19 protein-coding genes are annotated in these 20,347 nt (G+C 59.0%); 17 read left to right on the top strand and 2 right to left on the bottom strand.

The genetic code is table 11. From position 1 onward, the window contains the following. The first annotated feature begins 6 nt into the window (after window positions 1-6). The 14 genes from ACX8ZY_RS12855 (at window position 7) to ACX8ZY_RS12790 (ending at window position 11,866) form a co-directional block, all read left to right on the top strand. Window positions 7-570, top strand: a complete 564-nt coding sequence (locus ACX8ZY_RS12855; protein WP_033757233.1) for a COG4648 family protein — start codon at window positions 7-9, stop codon at window positions 568-570. Then, complete coding sequence (locus ACX8ZY_RS12850) at window positions 567-1,886, top strand: AMP-binding protein (RefSeq protein WP_421665380.1); 1,320 nt, start codon at window positions 567-569, stop codon at window positions 1,884-1,886. Before ACX8ZY_RS12855 ends, ACX8ZY_RS12850 begins: the two co-directional genes overlap by 4 nt. After that, complete coding sequence (locus ACX8ZY_RS12845) at window positions 1,873-2,220, top strand: 3-hydroxyacyl-ACP dehydratase FabZ family protein (RefSeq protein WP_421665025.1); 348 nt, start codon at window positions 1,873-1,875, stop codon at window positions 2,218-2,220. Before ACX8ZY_RS12850 ends, ACX8ZY_RS12845 begins: the two co-directional genes overlap by 14 nt. Beyond that, the gene (locus ACX8ZY_RS12840; protein ID WP_421665024.1) at window positions 2,214-3,923 is read left to right on the top strand and encodes a glycosyltransferase family 2 protein; all 1,710 of its coding nucleotides are present in this window, start codon (window positions 2,214-2,216) and stop codon (window positions 3,921-3,923) included. Before ACX8ZY_RS12845 ends, ACX8ZY_RS12840 begins: the two co-directional genes overlap by 7 nt. Continuing rightward, window positions 3,916-4,329 carry an acyl-CoA thioesterase gene (locus ACX8ZY_RS12835; RefSeq protein ID WP_031594668.1) on the top strand — a complete coding sequence of 138 codons (414 nt, stop codon included), beginning with the start codon at window positions 3,916-3,918 and terminating at the stop codon, window positions 4,327-4,329. The genes ACX8ZY_RS12840 and ACX8ZY_RS12835 overlap by 8 nt, the downstream gene beginning before the upstream one ends. After that, window positions 4,323-4,931 (top strand): outer membrane lipoprotein carrier protein LolA, encoded by a 609-nt coding sequence (locus ACX8ZY_RS12830; protein WP_421665023.1) that lies wholly within the window; start codon window positions 4,323-4,325, stop codon window positions 4,929-4,931. The genes ACX8ZY_RS12835 and ACX8ZY_RS12830 overlap by 7 nt, the downstream gene beginning before the upstream one ends. Continuing rightward, window positions 4,918-7,224: an MMPL family transporter gene (locus tag ACX8ZY_RS12825; protein WP_421665022.1), complete on the top strand. Its 2,307-nt coding sequence runs from the start codon at window positions 4,918-4,920 to the stop codon at window positions 7,222-7,224. Before ACX8ZY_RS12830 ends, ACX8ZY_RS12825 begins: the two co-directional genes overlap by 14 nt. Further along, window positions 7,221-7,793: a DUF3261 domain-containing protein gene (locus tag ACX8ZY_RS12820; RefSeq protein ID WP_158131846.1), complete on the top strand. Its 573-nt coding sequence runs from the start codon at window positions 7,221-7,223 to the stop codon at window positions 7,791-7,793. The genes ACX8ZY_RS12825 and ACX8ZY_RS12820 overlap by 4 nt, the downstream gene beginning before the upstream one ends. After that, window positions 7,790-8,950 (top strand): beta-ketoacyl-[acyl-carrier-protein] synthase family protein, encoded by a 1,161-nt coding sequence (locus ACX8ZY_RS12815; protein WP_421665021.1) that lies wholly within the window; start codon window positions 7,790-7,792, stop codon window positions 8,948-8,950. Before ACX8ZY_RS12820 ends, ACX8ZY_RS12815 begins: the two co-directional genes overlap by 4 nt. Beyond that, window positions 8,940-9,416, top strand: coding sequence for an ApeP family dehydratase (locus tag ACX8ZY_RS12810; RefSeq protein WP_010246435.1), 477 nt, complete (start codon window positions 8,940-8,942; stop codon window positions 9,414-9,416). The genes ACX8ZY_RS12815 and ACX8ZY_RS12810 overlap by 11 nt, the downstream gene beginning before the upstream one ends. Beyond that, window positions 9,413-10,144: a 3-ketoacyl-ACP reductase FabG2 gene (locus ACX8ZY_RS12805; protein ID WP_060679923.1), complete on the top strand. Its 732-nt coding sequence runs from the start codon at window positions 9,413-9,415 to the stop codon at window positions 10,142-10,144. Before ACX8ZY_RS12810 ends, ACX8ZY_RS12805 begins: the two co-directional genes overlap by 4 nt. Next, complete coding sequence (locus ACX8ZY_RS12800) at window positions 10,141-11,376, top strand: beta-ketoacyl-ACP synthase (protein ID WP_199267438.1); 1,236 nt, start codon at window positions 10,141-10,143, stop codon at window positions 11,374-11,376. Before ACX8ZY_RS12805 ends, ACX8ZY_RS12800 begins: the two co-directional genes overlap by 4 nt. Before the next feature lie 133 nt (window positions 11,377-11,509). Beyond that, the gene (locus ACX8ZY_RS12795; RefSeq protein WP_010246429.1) at window positions 11,510-11,653 is read left to right on the top strand and encodes a hypothetical protein; all 144 of its coding nucleotides are present in this window, start codon (window positions 11,510-11,512) and stop codon (window positions 11,651-11,653) included. A gap of 39 nt (window positions 11,654-11,692) precedes the next feature. Beyond that, on the top strand, window positions 11,693-11,866 hold the full coding sequence (locus tag ACX8ZY_RS12790) for a hypothetical protein (RefSeq protein ID WP_010246427.1): 174 nt from the start codon (window positions 11,693-11,695) through the stop codon (window positions 11,864-11,866). Here the strand turns inward: ACX8ZY_RS12790 and ACX8ZY_RS12785 are convergent. Beyond that, complete coding sequence (locus ACX8ZY_RS12785) at window positions 11,854-13,017, bottom strand: glycoside hydrolase family 1 protein (RefSeq protein ID WP_421665019.1); 1,164 nt, start codon at window positions 13,015-13,017, stop codon at window positions 11,854-11,856. The genes ACX8ZY_RS12790 and ACX8ZY_RS12785 overlap by 13 nt on opposite strands. 154 nt (window positions 13,018-13,171) lie before the next feature. Here ACX8ZY_RS12785 and ACX8ZY_RS12780 point away from each other — a divergent pair, with 154 nt between their 5' ends. Beyond that, window positions 13,172-14,632, top strand: a complete 1,461-nt coding sequence (locus ACX8ZY_RS12780; protein WP_033766913.1) for a phospholipase D family protein — start codon at window positions 13,172-13,174, stop codon at window positions 14,630-14,632. A gap of 193 nt (window positions 14,633-14,825) precedes the next feature. Here the strand turns inward: ACX8ZY_RS12780 and mdoC are convergent, their stop codons facing one another. Continuing rightward, window positions 14,826-15,959, bottom strand: coding sequence for a glucans biosynthesis protein MdoC (gene mdoC / locus ACX8ZY_RS12775; protein ID WP_277971819.1), 1,134 nt, complete (start codon window positions 15,957-15,959; stop codon window positions 14,826-14,828). Between the two features lie 268 nt (window positions 15,960-16,227). Between mdoC and ACX8ZY_RS12770 the strand changes: the two genes are divergently transcribed. Together ACX8ZY_RS12770 and mdoH are read left to right on the top strand one after the other, a co-directional pair. Then, window positions 16,228-17,763 carry a glucan biosynthesis protein G gene (locus ACX8ZY_RS12770; RefSeq protein WP_170933489.1) on the top strand — a complete coding sequence of 512 codons (1,536 nt, stop codon included), beginning with the start codon at window positions 16,228-16,230 and terminating at the stop codon, window positions 17,761-17,763. Then, entirely contained in the window at window positions 17,756-20,308 is a 2,553-nt protein-coding gene (gene mdoH / locus ACX8ZY_RS12765) for a glucans biosynthesis glucosyltransferase MdoH (RefSeq protein ID WP_010669828.1), read from the top strand. The genes ACX8ZY_RS12770 and mdoH overlap by 8 nt, the downstream gene beginning before the upstream one ends. Window positions 20,309-20,347 lie beyond the last annotated feature (39 nt).

The following is a 20,347-nucleotide window of genomic DNA, read 5'->3' as shown; positions in this document are numbered from 1 at the left end:
CCCGCCGTGCCTGCTGCTACGCTTCGCCTGCTGAATCTGCTTACGCTGCTAGCCTGGCCACTGCTGGTCTGGCTGGCGCTGACCCAGCCGCGCTGGCAGGGATTGTTCTGGCTGCTGGCACTGCTGTTTGGCCTGCGCTGGCTGCAGCTGCGTCGTCAGCAAAACGCCATGGGCGCGGTCATGGGCTGGCTGGCGCTGCTCGGTGCACTGCTCTGTGTCAGCAGCCAGCTATTACGCACTCAGCATCTGCTGCTGTGGTATCCGGTGGCGGTCAATCTGGCGATGCTGCTGGTGTTTGGCGCCTCACTCTGGAGTGCGATGCCGCTGGTGGAACGCATCGCCCGGCTGCGTGAGCCCGTGCTTCCCCCTGCGGCAGTGCGCTATACCCGCCGCGTCACCCAAATCTGGTGCCTGTTTTTTATCGGCAACGGCAGCATGGCGATCTATACCTGTTTGCTGGGCGATCTGCGGCTCTGGACGCTGTGGAATGGCGGCATAAGTTATCTGCTAATCGCAGCGCTGATGAGTGCTGAATGGCTGGTACGTCAGCGCGTGAGGCGAAAAGCATGAGAGTGGCCGACTGGCTGACGGGAGACGATCGCGAGGTCGCCTGGCGCGGCGACCAACGTTTGATGCTCAGCGCGATGCATCGTCAGGTCGTGGCGCTCCGCCAGCGCTTGGCAGCACAACCGGGCAGCTACTGGGCGCTCTGTTTTGATGACAGTTATCGTTTTTGTGTGGCGCTGCTGGCATGCTGGTATGCCGGCAAAACGCCGGTGATGCCGGGTCACTGCCGCGCCGCGCTGCTGGATGAGAGGCATGATCGGCTGGATGGCGTGCTGTGCGACATGCCGCTGGCGGTCAGCCTGCCGCTGCTGGCGTGGGACGACGCAGAAGCGCAGGGGCCGCTGCCGCCGCTGCCGGAGAGTGCAGAACTGGTGCTCTTCACCTCGGGATCCACCGGCGCACCGCGTCAGGTAGTGAAGTCGCTGGCGGTGATGGAGCAGGAGAGTCGCTGGCTCAGCAGCCTGTGGGGCGAACCGTTGCGGGGGTGCCGGGTCATCGCCTCGGTCAGCCATCAGCATCTGTACGGTTTATCGTTTCGACTTTTCCTGCCGATGACGCTCAAGCTGCCGTTTGCCGCCCAGCCGCTATTTTACGGCGAACAGCTGGCCCAGCTTCCGCGCGACGTTCGTTATGCCTTTATCAGCAGCCCGGCCTTTTTATCGCGGCTGGACAGCACGCTGAAAGCGCCCGCCTGTGAACTGATTGTCTCTGCCGGTGGCGCACTGCGCGACTCTGATGCGGAGCAGGTCTGGCAGCGATTTGGCTGTCAGGTCAGTGAAATCTACGGCAGCACCGAAACCGGCATTCTGGCCTGGCGTCAATGCGATCGGGCGGAGGCGCCGTGGCGCCGCTTCCCGCAGGTCAGGCTGGAGCAGGTGACGCCCGATCGCTGGCAGGTCTGGTCGCCGCTGATTGCCGGTGACAGCGGGCTGCAGCTCGACGATCGACTGACTATGCAGCCGGACGGCGGATTTCAGCTTGCAGGCCGCCACGATCGCATCGTAAAAATCGGTGACAAGCGCATCTCATTAAGCGAGATAGAGCGCCGTCTGACCGACCTGCCGGAAATAGAGGATGCCGTAGCACTGGTGGTCACGCGTCATGAGCGTCAGGCGATTGGCGTCGTGCTGGCGCTGAACAGCGCACTGGATGAGGCGGCTCTGCATCAGCGCAGGCAGCAGTGGAAACGCCAGCTGCAGCGTTGGCTGGAACCGCTGGCGATGCCACGCTACTGGCGGATTGTGGCCACTATTCCGGTGACCACCCAAAGCAAACGCGCCTGGCCGCAAATAGAGGAACTTTTTCATGTTGCCGATTGAACGCAGCCGGGAGCTGCGGGCTGACAGCGTCACGCTGATCCTGCAGATAGATGCCAGACTCTTCTGGTTTCAGGGCCACTTTCCGCATCTGCCCATTCTGCCGGGTGTGGCTCAGCTCGACTGGGTGATGCACTACGGCGTATCACTGCTTGCGCCCGGTAAACAGTTTGCCGCCGTTGATAACATTAAATTTCAGCAGCCGGTATTACCCGACTCGCTATTGCAACTGCATCTGGACTGGGACGCTGAAAAATCCCGCCTGAGTTTCCGTTACAGCCTGCTGAAGGACGACGGCGAGCAGATCGCCAGCAGCGGGAAGATCGCGCTGTGTTAAGCGCCCCGTTTTCACCCTGCGTGGTGATCCCCTGCTACAACCACGGCGCGATGATGGCGTCAGTGCTGGCACGGCTGGCGCCCTTTAATCTGCCGGTAATCGTGGTGGATGATGGCAGCGATGCGGCCACTCAGCTTCAGCTGGCGACGCTGCACGCCCCGCAGCTCAGCCTGCTGCGACTCGACAGCAATCAGGGTAAAGGCGCGGCGGTGATCCACGGTCTGCGGGCTGCGGCGGCACGCGGCTTCACCCATGCGGTGCAGCTCGACGCGGACGGCCAGCATCAGGCGGAAGATCTGCCGCTGATGCTGGCGGAAGCGGAGCGTTATCCCGACGCGCTGATCTCCGGTCAGCCGCTCTATGACGACTCGATCCCCAAATCACGCCTTTACGGTCGCTACATCACCCACTTCTGGGTCTGGATTGAAACGCTGTCGCTGTCGATCCGCGACAGCATGTGCGGCTTCCGCGTCTATCCCCTGGCCGCGACGCTGGCGCTGTGCGATCGCCGGGCCATCGGTCAGCGCATGGATTTTGATACCGAGATTATGGTGCGGCTCTACTGGCAGGGAACCCGCAGTCGCTTTATCCCGACCCGCGTCACCTATCCGGCCAGCGGGCTGTCACACTTCGATGCGCTCTACGACAACCTGCGCATCTCCTGGATGCATACCCGGCTGTTTTTCGGCATGCTGCCGCGCATTCCTCGTCTGCTGGCGATGCGTAAACCGCCGACGCACTGGTCTGCGGAAACGGAGCGGCGCGGACAGTGGGGATTACGTTTTATGCTGGCGGTCTATCGCTACGGCGGGCGGCTGCCCTTTACGCTGCTACTCTGGCCGGTAGTGGCGGTCTACTGGCTGAGCGGTCAGCGCGCGCGACGCGCTTCCCGGCAGTGGCTGGCGCAGGTCACTACCGCCGCGCAGCAGCAGCAGATTGCGTTACCGCCACGGCTTAACAGCTACCGCCATTTCCTGCGGTTCGCCGGGGCAATGCTGGATAAAGTGGCCAGCTGGCGCGGCGATCTGCGCTGGGGACGTGATATCGATTTTGCGCCAGGCGCAGAAGCGGTGATCCGCACACCCACGCCGCAGGGCAAGCTGATTCTCGCTTCCCATCTTGGTGACATTGAAGCCTGTCGCGCGATGGCGCAGCAGGTCAGCGGTCTGGTGATTAATGCGCTGGTGTTTACCGACAACGCCCGGCGTTTTCGGGCGGTGCTGGAAACCATCGCCCCGCAGGCGGGGGTGAATCTGATGCCGGTGAGCGATATCGGGCCGGAGACCGCTATCCTGCTGCAACAGAAGCTGGATGCGGGCGAATGGGTGGCGATTGTCGGGGATCGCACCGCAGTCAATCCGCAGCGCGGCGGCGAGCGGCGGGTGATCTGGAGCGACTTTCTGGGCCGCGCCGCGCCCTTTCCACAGGGGCCGTTTGTACTGGCGGCCGCGTTGCGCTGTCCGGTGCTGCTGATGTTCGCCCTGCAGCAACAGGGTAAACTGCTTATTCACTGTGAGCCCTTCGCCGATCCGCTGCTGCTGCCGCGTGCGCAACGTCAGCAGGCACTGCAACAGGCGGTCGATCGTTACGCAGCGCGGCTGGCCCATTACGCACTGCTGGCGCCGCTCGACTGGTTTAACTTTTTCGATTTCTGGACGCTGCCTGATCAACAGGCGCACCACAAGGAGTCTGACCATGACTGAACATCATGCTGAAGTCGTGCTGACCGTCTCATTCCACGACTGCGATCCTATGGGCGTGGTCTGGCACGGCAACTATTTCCGCTTTTTCGAAGTGGCGCGTGAAGCCCTGCTGCGCAGCATTAACTACAGCTATGCCGAGATGGCCGCCAGCGGCTACGTCTGGCCGGTGGTCGATACCCGGGTCAAATACCGCCAGCCACTGCGCTGCGAAGAGACGATCCGCGTCAGCGCCCGGATTACGGAATATGAGAACCGTCTGCGCATCGACTATGAAGTGCGAAATGCTGCCGGCCAGATCACCACCAAAGCGCATACTCTGCAGGTGGCGGTGGAGCAGGAGAGTCAGGCGTTGTGCTTTGTTTCACCCGATATTTTACTGGAACGTTTAGGAGTGAAAGGATGCTGAAAATTGTGCTTACCAGCCTGCTGCTGTGGGCCAGTGCCGCCAGCGCGGTCACGCTGGATCAGCTGCAGCAGCGTTTTGCCAGCCAGCCTGTGATTCGGGCAGACTTTATCCAGACGCGCACCATTTCCGGCATGCGTCAGCCGCTGGTCTCGCACGGGCAGATGCTGATCGCTCGCGAGCAGGGCTTATGGTGGCATCAGCAGACACCCTTTGTGATGACGCTGCTGCTGGATGATAAACGCATGGTGCAGAGCCTCAGCGGCCAGAAGCCTCAGGTAATCACCGCCGACAGCAACCCGCAGATGTTCCAGTTCAACCATCTATTGCGGGCGCTGTTCCAGGCCGACCAGAAAGTGCTGAACGAGAACTTCAGCGTGGCCTTCAGCGATCGCGGCAACGGAGCCTGGACGCTGGAGCTGACGCCCAAAGCGGCGCCGCTCAACAAAATCTTCAACCGTATCTCGCTGGCGGGCAGCGCCTACCTGGACAGCATCAACCTGGATGATAAGCAGGGCGATAAAACGCAAATAGAGCTCAGCAACACCCGAGTTGAACCGCCGCAGTTAAGCGACGAGGAGCAGGCGCGTTTTGCCGGGCCGTAACGATCGGCTGCTGGCCCTCCTGTGGCTGGCCCTCTGTCTGATGCTGGCAGCTGCGCTCTCTTTTTTGCTGCCGCGCAGTCAGCTCAACAGCAGTGTGCTGGCGCTGCTGCCGCAGCAGAATCTGGGGGCGGCACCGCCTGCGCTGCAGCAGGGCTTTATGCAGCGGCTGGATCGCCAGCTGGTGTGGCTGGTTTCACCCGGTGAGCAGGACGATCCCCAGGTCGCCGCCTGGTGGCTGGCCCAGCTGCGTGCGCTGCCTGACCTGAAACAGGTGCAGGGTGATCTCGACGGGCAACAGCAGCAGCAGTGGGGCCGCTTTGCCTGGCAACACCGTAACGGCCTGATCGATGAGGTGACGCGCGACCGCTTACAGAACGGCGGCGAGGCGCAGGCTGACTGGCTGCTGGCGCAGCTCTTTTCGGCCTTCTCTGGCGTCAGCAGCAAAGAGTTGCAGGGCGATCCCCTGATGCTGGTGCGGGGTTCGCAGCTGGCGCTGGCACAAAACGCCGGGCGCATGACGCTGCATGATGGCTGGCTGACAGTAAAAGATGCACAGGGTCAGCAGTGGTATTTTCTGCATGGCGAACTGGCGAACAACGCTTTCAGTATGCAGCAAAGTCATGCGCTGGTTACCCGACTCAGCGCGCTGGAGCAACAGCTTAAAAGCCGCTGGCCGCAGGCGAAACTGCTGACGCGTGGCACGGTGCTGTTCAGCGACAACGCCAGCCAGCGTGCGCAGCATGACGTTAAAACGCTGGGCAGTGTGACGCTGGGTGGCGTCGTCCTGCTGGTGCTGCTGGTCTTCCGCTCACTGCGCCCGCTGTTGCTGACGGTCACGTCCGTGGCCATCGGCGCGATGGCGGGCACGGTGATGACGCTGCTTTGCTTCGGTGAACTGCATCTGATGACGCTGGTGATGAGCCTGAGTATTGTCGGCATCTCTGCGGATTACACGCTCTATTATCTCACCGAGCGCATGGTGCACGGCGATCAGCAGACGCCGTGGCAGAGCCTGCGAAAAGTCCGCGGCACGCTGCTGCTGGCGCTCGGGACCACCGCCATCGCCTGGCTGCTGATGCTGCTGGCACCCTTTCCGGGGCTGCGGCAGCTGGCGGTGTTTGCCGCCAGCGGATTAACGGCCTCCTGTCTGACGGTGATTCTGATCTATCCGTGGCTGGTACGCGGATTACCGGTGCGTCCGGTGCCGCTGATGGTGCCGCTGGCGCGCTGGCTTGCCGCCTGGCGTCGCCAGCGCGGGCTGCGCGTCGGATTACCGGTGGCGATGGCGATCTTCGCGCTGGCCGGTATCGCCCAGTTAAAGGTGGATGATGATATCGCCCATCTGCAAAGTGCGCCTGCGCATCTGCTGGAGCAGGATCGCCAGCTGGCAACCCTGACCGGACAGCGCGCCGATCAGACCTGGTTTGTGGTCTGGGGCGATGACGCGCAGCAGACGCTGCAGCGGCTGGAAAAACTGGCACCGGATCTGCACCAGGCGCAGCAGCAGGGCTGGCTGCAGCACTATCGTCTGCTGCCGCTGACGTCGCTGGCGCAGCAACAGCGGGATCTTCAGCTGTTGAAACAGGCAGTACCGGATATTACGGCCCGCCTGCAGCAGGCGGGTATCACGCTGCCGGCACCGGATCTGACCCCGATGCCGGTAACGCCAGAGGCGTGGCTGTCGAGTCCGCTGAGTGAAGGCTGGCGACTGCTGTGGCTGACGCTGCCAGACGGGCGCAGCGGTGTTTTGATCCCCACCAGCGGTGTAAAAAACAGCGCTGCACTCGCGGAGCTGACCAAACAGCGTCCGGGCGTCAGCTGGATTGACCGCAAATCAGGTTACGATTCGCTGTTCAGCTTCTGGCGCACCCTGCTGAGCGGGTTACTGGCGCTGGCGCTGCTGCTGATCACCCTGAGTTTTGTCCTGCGACTGGGGTTAAAGGCGGGCTTACGCAGCGCGCTGCCGTCAGTGCTGTCGCTGGCGATGGCGCTGGCAACGCTGGGCTGGATCGGCGCGTCGCTGAACCTGTTTGCGCTGCTGGCACTGATTCTGGTGCTGGGCATCGGCATTAACTACACGCTCTTTTTCAGCAACCCGCAGGGTACGCCGCTGACCTCGTTGCTGGCAGTGTCGCTGGCGATGATTACCACCTTACTGACGCTGGGTATGCTGGTATTCAGCAGCACCAGCGCGATTGCCAGTTTTGGCACAGTGTTATGCAGCGGCATCTTCAGCGCTTTCCTGCTGTCGCCGCTGGCGATGCGACCCACCCGATCAAGGAGTAAACGATGATCCGCGCCGCTCTTATTCTGCTGACGGCTCTGCTGCTCAGCGCCTGTGCCGGACCTGCACCCGACAGCAGTCGTCCCACCGCCTGGCTGAAACCGGGCGTGAAGGTGACGCTGCCACCGCCGGGCATCCGTCCCGCCTTCCAGCAGCAGCAGTTGCTGACCGGACAGGTGAAAGGCCAGAGTCAGTCACTGCTGGTGCTGCTCAGCGCCGATGAACAGCAAATTGATCTGGCCGGACTCTCCTCGGTGGGTATTCGCCTGTTCAGCCTGCGCTACGATGCCAGCGGTATTCACACCCAGCAGCTGATGCCGCTGCCGCATATGCCGCCTGCCAGTCAGGTGCTGGCGGATATTATGTTCAGCTACTGGCCACGGGAGCTGTGGCAAAAACAGCTGCCGCCAGGCTGGACGTTGCAGGATCAGGGGTTAAAGCGACGGCTGATCGATGCCGATAACCAGCTGGTTACCGAAATCGACTATCTGCAACGCGGTAATCAGCGCCAGCCCATCAGCATTCAGCAGCATGCGTTTGGCTATCAGATCCGCATTCAACATCTGGACGGCTCATGATTTACATCTCTGCCATCGGCATGCTGAATGCCCTGGGGAACAACACTCAGCAGATTGCGGCCAGCCTTACAAAGGGTGAGGCACCCGGCATGCAGCTGCGTCATGGCTGGCTGAGCGGTGACCGCGCCTGCTGGCTTGGCAGGGTTGAAGGCGATTTGCCATCGATTCCTGCTGCCCTGAGCGTGCACAACACCCGTAATAACCAGCTGCTGCTGGCCGCGCTGGCGCAAATCCGTCCGGCGCTCGACGCGGCGATTGCGCACTATGGTGCCAGCAGAGTGGCAGTTGTGCTGGGAACCAGCACCTCGGGTGTGGATGAGGGCGATCAGCAGATTGGCGGCAGTCAGTCCGGTTATCACTATCAGATGCAGGAGCTGGGCGATCCCTCCCGTTTCCTGGCTCACTATCTAAGCCTGGATGGCCCGGCCTATACCATTTCAACTGCCTGCTCCTCCAGCGCCCGCGCCATTATCAGTGGTGAGCGGCTGATCGCGGCAGGGCTGGTGGATGTGGCGCTGGTGGGCGGTGCGGACTCGCTGAGCCGGATGCCCATCAACGGATTCGACAGCCTGGAGTCTCTCTCTGAACGTCGCTGCGCTCCCTTCAGCCGCGATCGCGACGGCATCTCGATTGGCGAAGGGGCCGCACTGATGCTGCTGACGCGGGAACCGCAGCCGCTGGCGCTACTGGGAGCTGGCGAATCGTCTGACGCCTGGCACATGTCCGCTCCCCATCCGCAGGGCGAGGGCGCTGAACGGGCGATGCGTATGGCGCTGCAACAGGCGAATCTGTTGCCAGAGCAGGTGGGTTATATCAATCTGCACGGCACTGCAACGCCGCTTAACGACCAGATGGAAGCCGCCGTGATTCAGCGCCTGTTTGGCAATGCGGTGCCGTGCAGCTCGACCAAACATCTGACCGGCCATACGCTCGGCGCGGCAGGAGTGTGTGAAGCCGCCCTCAGTGCGCTGATCCTGCAAAACAATCTGCCGCTGCCCGCGCAGGATTTCAGTGAGATGGCGCCGGATGAGACGCTGCCGGATTGCGGATTGTTATTACAGCCGCAGGCGCTGCAACGGCCGGTCATCGCCTCTAACTCCTTCGCCTTTGGCGGCAACAACACCTGTCTGATTCTGGGACGCCAACATGGTTATTAATTCTCCCGCGGCACGCTGGCTGCCGCACGCTGCGCCGATGCTGCTGCTTGATCAGCTGATCGCCGTTGATGATGAGCAGGTCCACTGTCAGGTGTCAACCTGCGCCGGTGGCGTACTGACACCGTTTCTGACGCCTCAGGGTGAACTGCCCGCCTGGTTTGGCGTCGAGATGATGGCGCAAACCGTGGGCGTCTGGTCGGGCTGGCATGCAAAGCAGGGCGGCGCCACCCTTATCCCGCCCGGCATGCTGCTGGGCGGACGCGGCTGGCGGGCAGAGCGATCCCTCTTTCCCGCCAGTGTTACGCTGGATATCAGAATGACGCTGCTGATGCGCGACGACCGCATGGGCAGCTTTGAGGGCGACATTCATTACGGCACCCAGCGGCTTGCCAGCGGTCGTCTGAATACGTATCAACCCAATGAAGCAGAATTACAGCAATTGATGTCACAAGGAAATCAGCCATGACAGATTCGGTATTAGTGACGGGCGCCAGTAAAGGGATTGGCCGCGCGATTGCGTTGCGTCTCGCCCAGGATGGCTATCAGGTTATCGTCCATTTCAACCGTGACCGCGCAGGCGCTGAGCAGTGCCTGCAGCAGATCGAAACCGCAGGCGGCAGCGGCCGTGTGCTGGGATTTGATGTGGCCGATCGGGCGGCAACCCGCGCTGCGCTGGAGGCGGATATTGAGCAATATGGCGCCTATTATGGTGTGGTGAGCAACGCCGGTATCACCCGCGATGCGGCGTTTCCTGCCCTGACGGATCAGGAGTGGGACAGCGTCATCCACACCAATCTCGACAGTTTTTACAATGTGATCCAGCCCTGCGTGATGCCGATGATCGGTCTGCGGCGCGGCGGCCGCATTATCACGCTCTCGTCGGTGTCGGGGATAATGGGTAATCGCGGTCAGGTGAACTACAGCGCGGCGAAAGCGGGCATTATTGGTGCCACTAAGGCGCTGGCGATTGAGCTGGCGAAACGCAAAATCACCGTTAACTGCATTGCGCCAGGCCTGATTGATACCGGTATGGAGGGGCTGGAACCTCAGGTGATTGAGGAAGCGATGAAGATCGTGCCGATGAAGCGCATGGGCGCGGCTGAAGAGGTCGCCGGACTGGCGAGCTATCTGATGTCCGATATCGCAGGCTACGTGACGCGTCAGGTCATTTCTATTAACGGAGGCATGCTGTGATCCAGCGGGTAGTCGTAACCGGCATGGGCGGCGTAACCGCCTTTGGTGAGTCCTGGGCTGAAGTTTCGGCACGGATCCGTGCGGGCCGCAATGCGGTGCGCTTTATGCCGGAGTGGCAGATCTACGACGGGCTGCATACGCTGCTCGGCGCACCGGTGGATGACTTTGTGCTGCCGGCGCACTACACCCGCAAGCGCATCCGCGCCATGGGCCGCGTTTCGCTGCTGGCAACGCGCGCGACCGAGCTGGCGCTGACCCAGGCGGGCCTGATTGACCATCCGGTGCTGACCAGCGGAGAAACGGGTATCGCCTACGGTTCTTCCACCGGCAGCACCGGGCCGGTCAGCGAGTTCGCCACCATGCTGACCGAAAAGCACACCAACAATATCACCGGCACCACCTATGTGCAGATGATGCCGCATACCACGGCCGTCAATGCCGGACTCTTTTTCGGCCTGCGCGGCCGGGTGATCCCGACCTCCAGCGCCTGTACCTCTGGCAGCCAGGCGATTGGCTATGCCTGGGAAGCGATTCGTCACGGGTATCAGACGGTGATGGTGGCTGGTGGCGCTGAAGAGCTCTGTCCGTCGGAAGCCGCGGTGTTTGACACCCTGTTTGCCACCAGCCAGCGTAATGACGCGCCGCACACCACGCCCGCACCCTTTGATCAGCAGCGCGATGGTCTGGTAATTGGCGAAGGGGCGGGCACGCTGATCCTTGAGTCGCTGGAACATGCCCTGGCACGCGGTGCAACGATCTACGCCGAGATCACCGGTTTTCATACCAACTGCGACGCCGCCCATATTACTCAGCCGCAGCGGGAAACCATGCAGATTTGCATCGAGCGGGCATTGCAAAGCGCCGGTATCTCGGCTGCCGAGGTGGGGTATGTAAATGCCCACGGCACCGCCACAGAACGGGGGGATATGGCCGAAAGTCTGGCGACGGCGGCGGTGTTTGGCGAAACGACGCCGATCTCCTCGCTGAAGTCTTATTTTGGCCATACGCTGGGTGCCTGTGGGGCGCTCGAAGCCTGGATGAGTATTGAGATGATGCGGGAAGGGTGGTTTGCGCCAACCCTGAACCTGACGCAACCGGCAGCGGATGGCGGCCAGCTGGATTACATCATGGCTGAGCCGCGTGAGATTGAAACCGACTATATCCAGAGCAATAACTTTGCCTTTGGTGGCATTAATACTTCACTGATCTTCAAACGCTGGCGCGGCGTCTGATCTCAGGCCCGTGCCGCGCTGGCACGGGCCAGTTTATTTTTCGGACGAAAGAACCGGACGATAATCAGCCTTTCATCTACACTGTCACTCACCGCATCACAACCCGGCGGCCCATGTTTTTCACAGGATAGTTATGTCTTTACCCTTGCCACCCGACGATCACGATGAGCCAATTCGCCAGTCACTTGACGATGCGCACTTTGCGATAGTGGTGCTTGCGGTGACCTCGGTAACGCTTATAATCTTTGTCCTGATGATTACGCTCTGGATGAGCTGACACGCACAGGGATTCAACGGATTGAATAAGGAGAAGGCGATGGACTCCGGAGATGACAAATTAATCGCAATTATCGGTTTGCTGGCGGCCTGCCTGATCGGGGTGACCTTCCTGTTTACCATGGTCTGGCTGACCGACGTACGTCATCCTGCCGATCCCTCTCTCGACGTTCGCTCCTGTTACCCTAAAAAGCCACCTTCTCAGCACGTCTGATTTCGTGTCGCAAACTTAATCTGCTGACTGCGCAATACCAGCGCCAGCGGCTCATGCAGATTACGGTTGCCATTGGGATCGGCTAATCCCAGCAGCGGGCCAGGGGAACGCCGGTCATCGGCCCAGGCCGGATACTCCACTACCGGATAGAGCGAAATCCCCTCCACCGCAATGCCCTGATCCAGCGCCACCGCCACATTTTCACTGATCTCCTGCAGCCAGGGGGCGCGCGCTTCACCCTCAGCGCCAGTTTCAGCAATCAGCATCGGACGCTGGTAGCGCTGCCAGCACTGCGCCAGCAGAATATGCAGCGGCACACGCTCCGGATCCTCCAGCGACATCGGCTGGTCGGGGAAAAACCAGTGGTTATCGGGATAGTAGTTCAGGCCGAGGATATCCAGGCAATCTTCACTGCCGCCTAGCTCCTTATCGACGCGACCGGCCAGCATGTCCCAGGCTTCGAACTGCGCCTGATGCTGCGCATCGGCATAGGGTTTGCTGTCCGGATTGTCGGGATGATGAGCGATCTGCACCAGCGGGTCAGTCAGTACAAAACGCGCCTCCGGATAGACCTCGCGAATGGCATGTATCGCCGCCAGCGAGGCGCGGACCAGCTGGCGCTTCAGCTCTTTACCACGCTGCGCCGCATGAGGATTAAACCAGGCCACATCCGCCCCGGCCCATGACCAGAATGAGATTTGATTAACCGGTGTAAAGAAGGGGCGTTCGATGCCCTGATCGCGCATCAGTTGTGCCATCGCGCGGGCGAAACGACTAAAATGGTCAACAAATTCGGCTTTCCAGATATTAAGATGATCGGGATAACCGAAATGAGCCAGCTCCCAGATGATCTCCATCTGCTGACGTCGCGCGGCGTCGACCATCGGCAGAAAGCTCTGCCAGTCATACTGTCCAGGGTTCTTTTCAATCAGATGCCAGCGCGCACCGTCGCGGGCAGTGAGCAGATGCTGCTCAGCCAGGGCGGCATAATCTTTTTCCAGCAGCATATCGTGTCCGCTGCTGATCACCATATCCAGCCGTTTCCCGGGTGTACGGCAGGCGGTGGAACAGGGAAAACTGCCCTGGAAAAAGCTGCGAAACAGGCTGGGATGGTAGCGCTGGCGGGCATCTGTAAGGGATTGATGAGACATATTCCTCTCCTGCCGGGATAATGCCGGTCACAGATCGTCCGGTTAAGTCTAGACTAAAAAACGCCCGTGACCCCTCACTAACTCAGAACAGAGGAATAGCATCAGAGGTCGGACCGGGGAATAATAAAAATAACTGCATTTACAGGGAAATGTCATGACCGAAGCGTTTGAGCTCTCCCAGCCATTGGAACGGTCCAGCTGGCTGGAAACACAGCTGGAGCCAGAGTGTCTGCGCCATCCGGGGCTGAGCGGCGTCCATCAGCTGAGCGACGGGCTGGATGCTTTTGCTGCCCGCTATCTGCTGATGCAAAAAGCGGAGCGTTCACTCGATATCCAGTATTACATCTGGCAAAACGATCTCTCTGGCCGGTTGCTGTTCAGCGCCGTGCTGGAAGCTGCCCGACGCGGGGTGAAAGTGCGGCTGCTGCTGGATGACAACAATACGCCGGGCCTGGACGACACGCTGGCCCAGCTCAACCGCCATCCCAACATTGAGGTGCGGCTGTTTAATCCGTTCTCGTTTCGCACCCTGCGCGCGCTGGGTTATCTCACCGATTTTGCCCGTCTGAACCGGCGCATGCACAACAAAAGCTTTACGGTGGATGGCGTCACGACCGTGGTCGGTGGGCGCAATATCGGCGACGAATATTTCGGCACCGGCAATGAACCGCTGTTTGCCGATCTCGACGTCATGGCAATAGGCCCGGTGGTTAAAGAAGTCGCAGAGGATTTTGAGCGCTACTGGCGCAGCAAGCCGGTCTCGCCGCTGCAGCAGGTGCTGGATGAAGAGGAGCCGGAAGAGGACAGTGTGAGTCTGCCAGCAGAATGGCGTCACAGTGAACCGGTGCAGCGCTATCTTCAGCGGCTGGAAAATTCTTCGCTGCTACAGGAGCTGGAAGAGGGCACGCTGGCTCTGACCTGGGCAAAAGCGCGCCTGCTGAGCGATGATCCGCGTAAAGGGCTGGGCAAAGCGCGTGCCAGAAGCCTGCTGCCGCAGCGAATGCTGGAGGTGATAGGCACGCCGCAAAAGCAGTTCGACATCATCTCGGCCTATTTCGTGCCGACCCGCGCAGGGGTCGCTCAGCTGCTGTCGCTGAAGCGCAAAGGGGTAAAAATTGCCATTCTGACCAATTCGCTGGCGGCTAACGATGTGTCGATTGTCCATGCCGGCTACGCTAAGTGGCGCAAAAAATTGCTGCGTCATGGTATTGCGCTCTATGAGCTGAAACCGCAGGCGGGCGTGCCTGATGCCCCGCACGACCGGGGATTAACCGGTAACTCCGGCTCCAGCCTGCATGCCAAAACCTTCTCAGTGGATCAACAGACGCTGTTTATCGGCTCGTTTAACTTCGATCCCCGTTCAGCGGTGCTGAATACGGAAATGGGACTGGTGATTGAGAGTGCGGCGCTCGCCGGAGAGACGCATCAGCGTTTCAGCCAGTCAATGCGCGATCGGGCATGGACGCTGCGGCTGGATAAGTGGGGCAGGGTAAACTGGCTGGAGTATCCGGATGAGCCGCAGCAGATTGTGCATAAACACGAGCCGGGCTGCTCCTGGTGGCAACGGCTGCAGGTGCGGTTAGTGTGGCGGTTGCCGATTGAGTGGCTGCTTTAAGCTGGACCTTGCCTGGGTACAGGCGCTTGCTTAGGAAGCATACGCCCTCCGCAAAGACGCAAAACCCGCCATCCCTGGCCCGCTATGCTTTGCTACTGGCGTATGCTCCCATCGCTTTAAACTCTTAAGCTGTCTGTGAGACATATCATTTATAGCCTGACCTCGCTTATGGCCCGAGGTCACTGATCGCCTGTCATTGTGTTTGTTTACGCTCAAATTTCCCCGAGAACAGGAACCGCAGCAGCGGAATGCGCAGGTGAATCTCATACAGCAGAAACGCGATGCCAAACACCATCAGCAGGCCAACGAAGAAGCCCAGCGTGTTGTTTTCAATCCGCGGCGTCACGTAAATGCCATACAGCAGCGTCAGCGGATGGTGCACCAGATAGATAAACAGTGATGCATTGACCAGATACATAATGCGCGGCGAATGCGAATTCAGCAGCTTATGACCAAAGCAGAAGCAGACGTTCAGCATGCAAAGGCCCATCAGCGTCGAGATAATCGCATCCAGCTCATACAACCAGCCCTCACCGCTGCTCAGTCGCTGGTTGGCGCAATAGGCCGCAAACATCAGCAGCGCACCGACCCACATCACCAGATTGAAGCGGACAAACAGCTGCTTCAGCGGCGGATGTTTCCACGCCAGCGCTCCCAGCATAAAGAACGGCAGATAGAAGAGCGTCTGCATCACAATGATGCTAAACAAACCATCCATCAGCCACGCAGGCTGGAAAATAAACACCAGACGCCGGAACACGCACCAGAGCAGCGCCCACGCCAGTACGCCCGCCGTCAGCGATCCCCAGCCAACCCGCGAATAATCAATGGTGCGATGCTGATCGCGCAGCCAGCGGAAGGTCACCATCCCCAGCGTGGTCAGCATCACCAGCACCACCAGGAACCACAGGTGTGAAATCAGCTCCCACATCAGGTTATTAAACTTCTGGTACGGGGTGAAGCGGGGCCAGTCAGCCAGCTTATCCGTCCACTCTTTCAGCATAAAAAATTGCGGCAGCGTCAGCAGCGGAATGGCGGTCAGCAGCGGGATACCTACCCGTTCCAGACGCACCTTCAGGAAGCGACGTGGCTGATAGCGCAGATAAAGCATGTAGGAGAAATAGCCCGAAATGACGAAAAACACCTGCATACGAAACGCATGAATAAAATCATTCAGCAGCGTCAGCCATAACGACGCTTCATGACTGTTTACTGCCCATTTCTGCGCGGAGTAGATGAGGGAAACGTGAAACGGCACCCCCAGTAACATCAGATAGGCGCGGATGGAGTCGAGGAAGTATTCACGTTCAGGTTTTACAGTACTCATAAAGTTCCAGTTCGTTAGTACGTTTGACCGGTTTCACCCTGAAACCGGATTATGCTCTGTGAAAATTCTACCTGGGATAAACCAGGTATACTATCAGTGGAATCCGTAGTGTCTAATTGTCCTAAAAGCAGGGTTAAGCCTGACGAAATGCGGGAACAATGTTGCGCATAAGCTGTCGGAAAACCGAATAATCCTTTAAGATAAACGGGTTTGATTTAAGCACACGAAAGGGGGGGATGTGCTGACTAAAGAAAAAAATAAAGCCGGACTGATGAAGGTACGCTGGATTGGTACTGCAGTTCTGCTGGCGTTGTACGCCAATAACAGTTGGGCGTTTAACATCGACGATGTTGCCAAACAAGCCAAAGCGTTGGCAGGGAAAAGCTTCGAAGCGCCTAAAAGCAATTTACCCTCTCAATTTCGTGAAATGAAATTTGCTGATTATCAGCAGATCCAGTTTAACCACGATAAAGCGTATTGGGGCAAACTGCGCACGCCGTTCAAGCTGGAGTTCTATCATCAAGGAATGTATTTCGATACCCCGGTGCAGATCAACGAAGTGACCGCCAGCGCGGTGCGCGAGATTAAATACAACCCCGATTATTTTAATTTCGGTAATGTAAAACATGACGCGGATGCGGTAAAAAACCTCGGTTTTGCCGGTTTCAAAGTACTTTACCCACTCAACAACAAGGGTAAAAACGATGAGATCGCCAGCTTCCTGGGCGCGAGCTATTTCCGTGTCATCGGTGCCGGTCAGGTTTATGGCCTGTCGGCGCGTGGACTTGCCATCGATACGGCGCTGCCGTCCGGTGAAGAGTTCCCGCGCTTTAAAGAGTTCTGGATTCAGCGTCCTAAACCACAGGACAAACAGCTGGTGATCTACGCACTGCTCGATTCGCCGCGTGCGGCGGGTGCGTATCGCTTTGTGCTGCATCCGGGTGACGCTTCAACGGTTGATGTGCAGTCAAAAGTTTACCTGCGTGATAACGTCGGCAAACTGGGTGTTGCACCGCTGACCAGTATGTTCCTGTTTGGTCAGAACCAGCCATCGACGGTGAACAACTTCCGTCCGGCACTGCACGACTCTGACGGTCTCTCTATCCACAACGGCAACGGGGAGTGGATTTGGCGTCCGCTGAACAACCCGCGTCATCTGGCAGTGAGCACCTTCACCATCGAGAATCCGAAAGGGTTTGGTCTGCTGCAGCGTGGGCGTGACTTTAACAACTATCAGGATCTTGATGACCGCTATGATCTCCGTCCAAGCGGCTGGGTTGAGCCAATAGGCGACTGGGGTAAAGGCCGGGTTGAACTGGTTGAAATCCCGACGGCAGATGAAACCAACGACAACATCGTTGCGTTCTGGACGCCGGAGACGCTGCCAGAGCCTGGCAAAGAGATGAACTTCAAATATCGTCTGCACTTCTCGCGCGACGAAAACCAGCTGCACTCCGACGATACGGCCTGGGTCAAAAATACCCTGCGTTCAGCGGGTGACGTGAAGCAGTCTAATCTGGTGCGTCAGCCGGATGGCACCGTGGCTTTCACCATCGACTTCGTGGGTAAAGACATGAGCAAGATGGCGGAAAACAGTCAGGTGGCACCGCAGGTCAGCGTGGGTAAAAATGCTGATGTGGTTGAGCAGAGCGTACGTTATAACCCGGTCACCAAAGGCTGGCGTCTGGTGTTGCGTCTGCGTGTGAAAGATGCCAAACAGTCCACCGAAATGCGTGCGGCCTTGGTTAGCGGCGACAAGACATTGACGGAAACCTGGAGCTATCAGTTACCTGCCAATGAATAAATCGACTTTTACACCTCAACGTTATGTGGAATCTCTGCCGCTGGATGCGGCAGGGAAGGCCCGCCTGAGCGTCTCATTGCAGAATGCCAGCGAGTTCCACTTCATCCATGATGTGCTGGGCAGGGATGTCGCAGCCAGTGACCGTCCCGACGATGCGCCGTTAAAATCGGTCTCATCGCGGGTTGAAATGGCCTGGCCCGATTCGCTGGCCGAAGGTCAGCAGTTGGGTAAAGATTACCTCGACCGCACCACGCTGAAGGCGATGCCGAAGGTCAAACGCTCACTGATGTTCCCGGAAGCCTGGCGTACCAATCCGGTCGCCCGTGCATGGGACTCACTGCGTGGACACAAATCGGTGCCGCGTTATAGCAATGCGGAAGAGCGGCGTGCCGAGGAGAAGTGGCGTCATGTCGGTTCGATTCGACGCTACATTCTGCTGATCCTGACCATTTTCCAGACTGTGGTCGCCACCTGGTACATGAAGAGTATTCTGCCGTATCAGGGCTGGACGCTTCTGGATCCGATGGAGATGATCAATCAGAACTGGCAGCAGTCAGTGATGCAGATCCTGCCTTATTTGTTGCAGACCGGCATCCTGTTCCTGTTCGCCATACTCTTCTGCTGGGTCTCTGCCGGTTTCTGGACGGCCCTGATGGGCTTCCTGCAGCTGCTGATTGGACGTGATAAATACAGTATCTCTTACTCAACGGTCGGAGATGAACCGCTCAACCCGGAACATCGTACCGCGCTGATTATGCCGATCTGTAATGAAGACGTTGAGCGTGTTTACGCCGGTCTGCGTGCGACCTGGGAGTCGGTGGTTCGTACCGGTAACGCTGAACACTTCGACGTCTATATCCTCAGCGACAGTTACGATGCGGATATCGCGATTGCCGAACAGAAAGCCTGGATGGAACTGGTGCGGGATGTTGGCGGGGCAGGCAAGATTTTCTATCGCCGTCGTCGTCGTCGCGTGAAGCGTAAAAGCGGAAACATCGATGACTTCTGCCGTCGCTGGGGCAGCAACTACAGCTACATGGTGGTGCTGGATGCCGATAGCGTCATGAGCGGAGAGTGTCTCACCGGTCTGGTACGCATGATGGATGCCAACCCGAATGCCGGGATCATCCAGTCGTCGCCGAAAGCATCGGGTATGGATACGCTTTATGCGCGCTGTCAGCAGTTTGCGACCCGCGTCTACGGTCCGTTATTTACCGCCGGTCTGCACTTCTGGCAGCTGGGCGAGTCTCACTACTGGGGTCACAACGCCATTATCCGCGTGAAACCCTTTATTGAGCACTGTGCCCTGGCACCGTTACCGGGAGAAGGCTCCTTTGCGGGTTCAATCATGTCGCATGACTTCGTAGAAGCTGCGCTGATGCGTCGTGCCGGTTGGGGCGTCTGGATTGCCTATGACCTGCCGGGATCCTATGAAGAACTGCCACCGAACCTGCTGGATGAGCTGAAACGTGACCGCCGCTGGTGTCACGGCAACCTGATGAACTTCCGCCTGTTCCTGGTGAAAGGGATGCACCCGGTTCACCGTGCAGTGTTCCTGACGGGTGTGATGTCCTACCTCTCGGCTCCGCTGTGGTTTATGTTCCTGGCGCTCTCCACTGCCCTGCAGGTAGTGCATACGCTGATGGAACCGACCTACTTCCTGCAACCGCGGCAGCTCTTCCCGGTCTGGCCGCAGTGGCGTCCGGAACTGGCAATAGCGCTGTTCTCAACCACCATGGTGCTGCTGTTCCTGCCGAAAATGCTGAGTGTCGTGTTGATCTGGTTTAAAGGATCGAAGGCCTACGGCGGACCTCTGCGGCTGCTGGCTTCACTGGTGCTGGAAACGCTGTTCTCGGTGCTGCTGGCACCAGTGCGTATGCTGTTCCATACGGTGTTTGTGGTCAGCGCCTTCCTCGGCTGGGAAGTGGTGTGGAACTCACCGCAGCGTGATGACGATGCGACACCGTGGAGCGAGGCGTTTAAACGTCACGGTTCGCAGATGGCATTGGGTCTGGTGTGGGCGATTGGTATGGGACTGCTGGATCTTAACTTCCTGTGGTGGCTGGCACCGATCGTCTTCTCACTGATTCTGTCGCCGTTTGTCTCGGTCATGTCGAGCCGCGCAACGCTGGGCATTAAGAGCAAGAAAGCGAAGCTGTTCCTGATCCCGGAAGAGTACTCACCGCCGCAGGAGCTGGTGGATACCGATCGCTATGTGGTACTGAACCGTGAGCGCGCGCTGGAAAATGGCTTTATGCATGCCTTATTCCATCCTGCCTTCAACGCGCTGGCAACGGCACTGGCCACATCGCGCCACAAGCAGAGTCAGTTACTGGACTATGCGCGTGACCGTCGGGTTGATCAGGCGCTGAGCGATGCGCCGGATAAACTGGGCCGCGAACAGCGTCTGCAGTTGATCAGCGATCCGGTGGTGCTGGCCCGTGTTCATACCCGACTGTGGGAAGATGCGGACAAGTATCATCAGTGGGTTGAGAGTTATCAAAAACTCACGCTCAACCCCAACGCGCTGGCAAACAACGCGTAATCTGAAAAAGCGGCAGCGATGCCGCTTTTTTTATCGGAT

The organism is Pantoea sp. XAF26B01_ASV70, assembly GCF_054512635.1.
The sequence above is the reverse complement of the archived record's forward strand: the minus strand, read 5'-3'. Positions and strand labels throughout refer to the sequence as shown.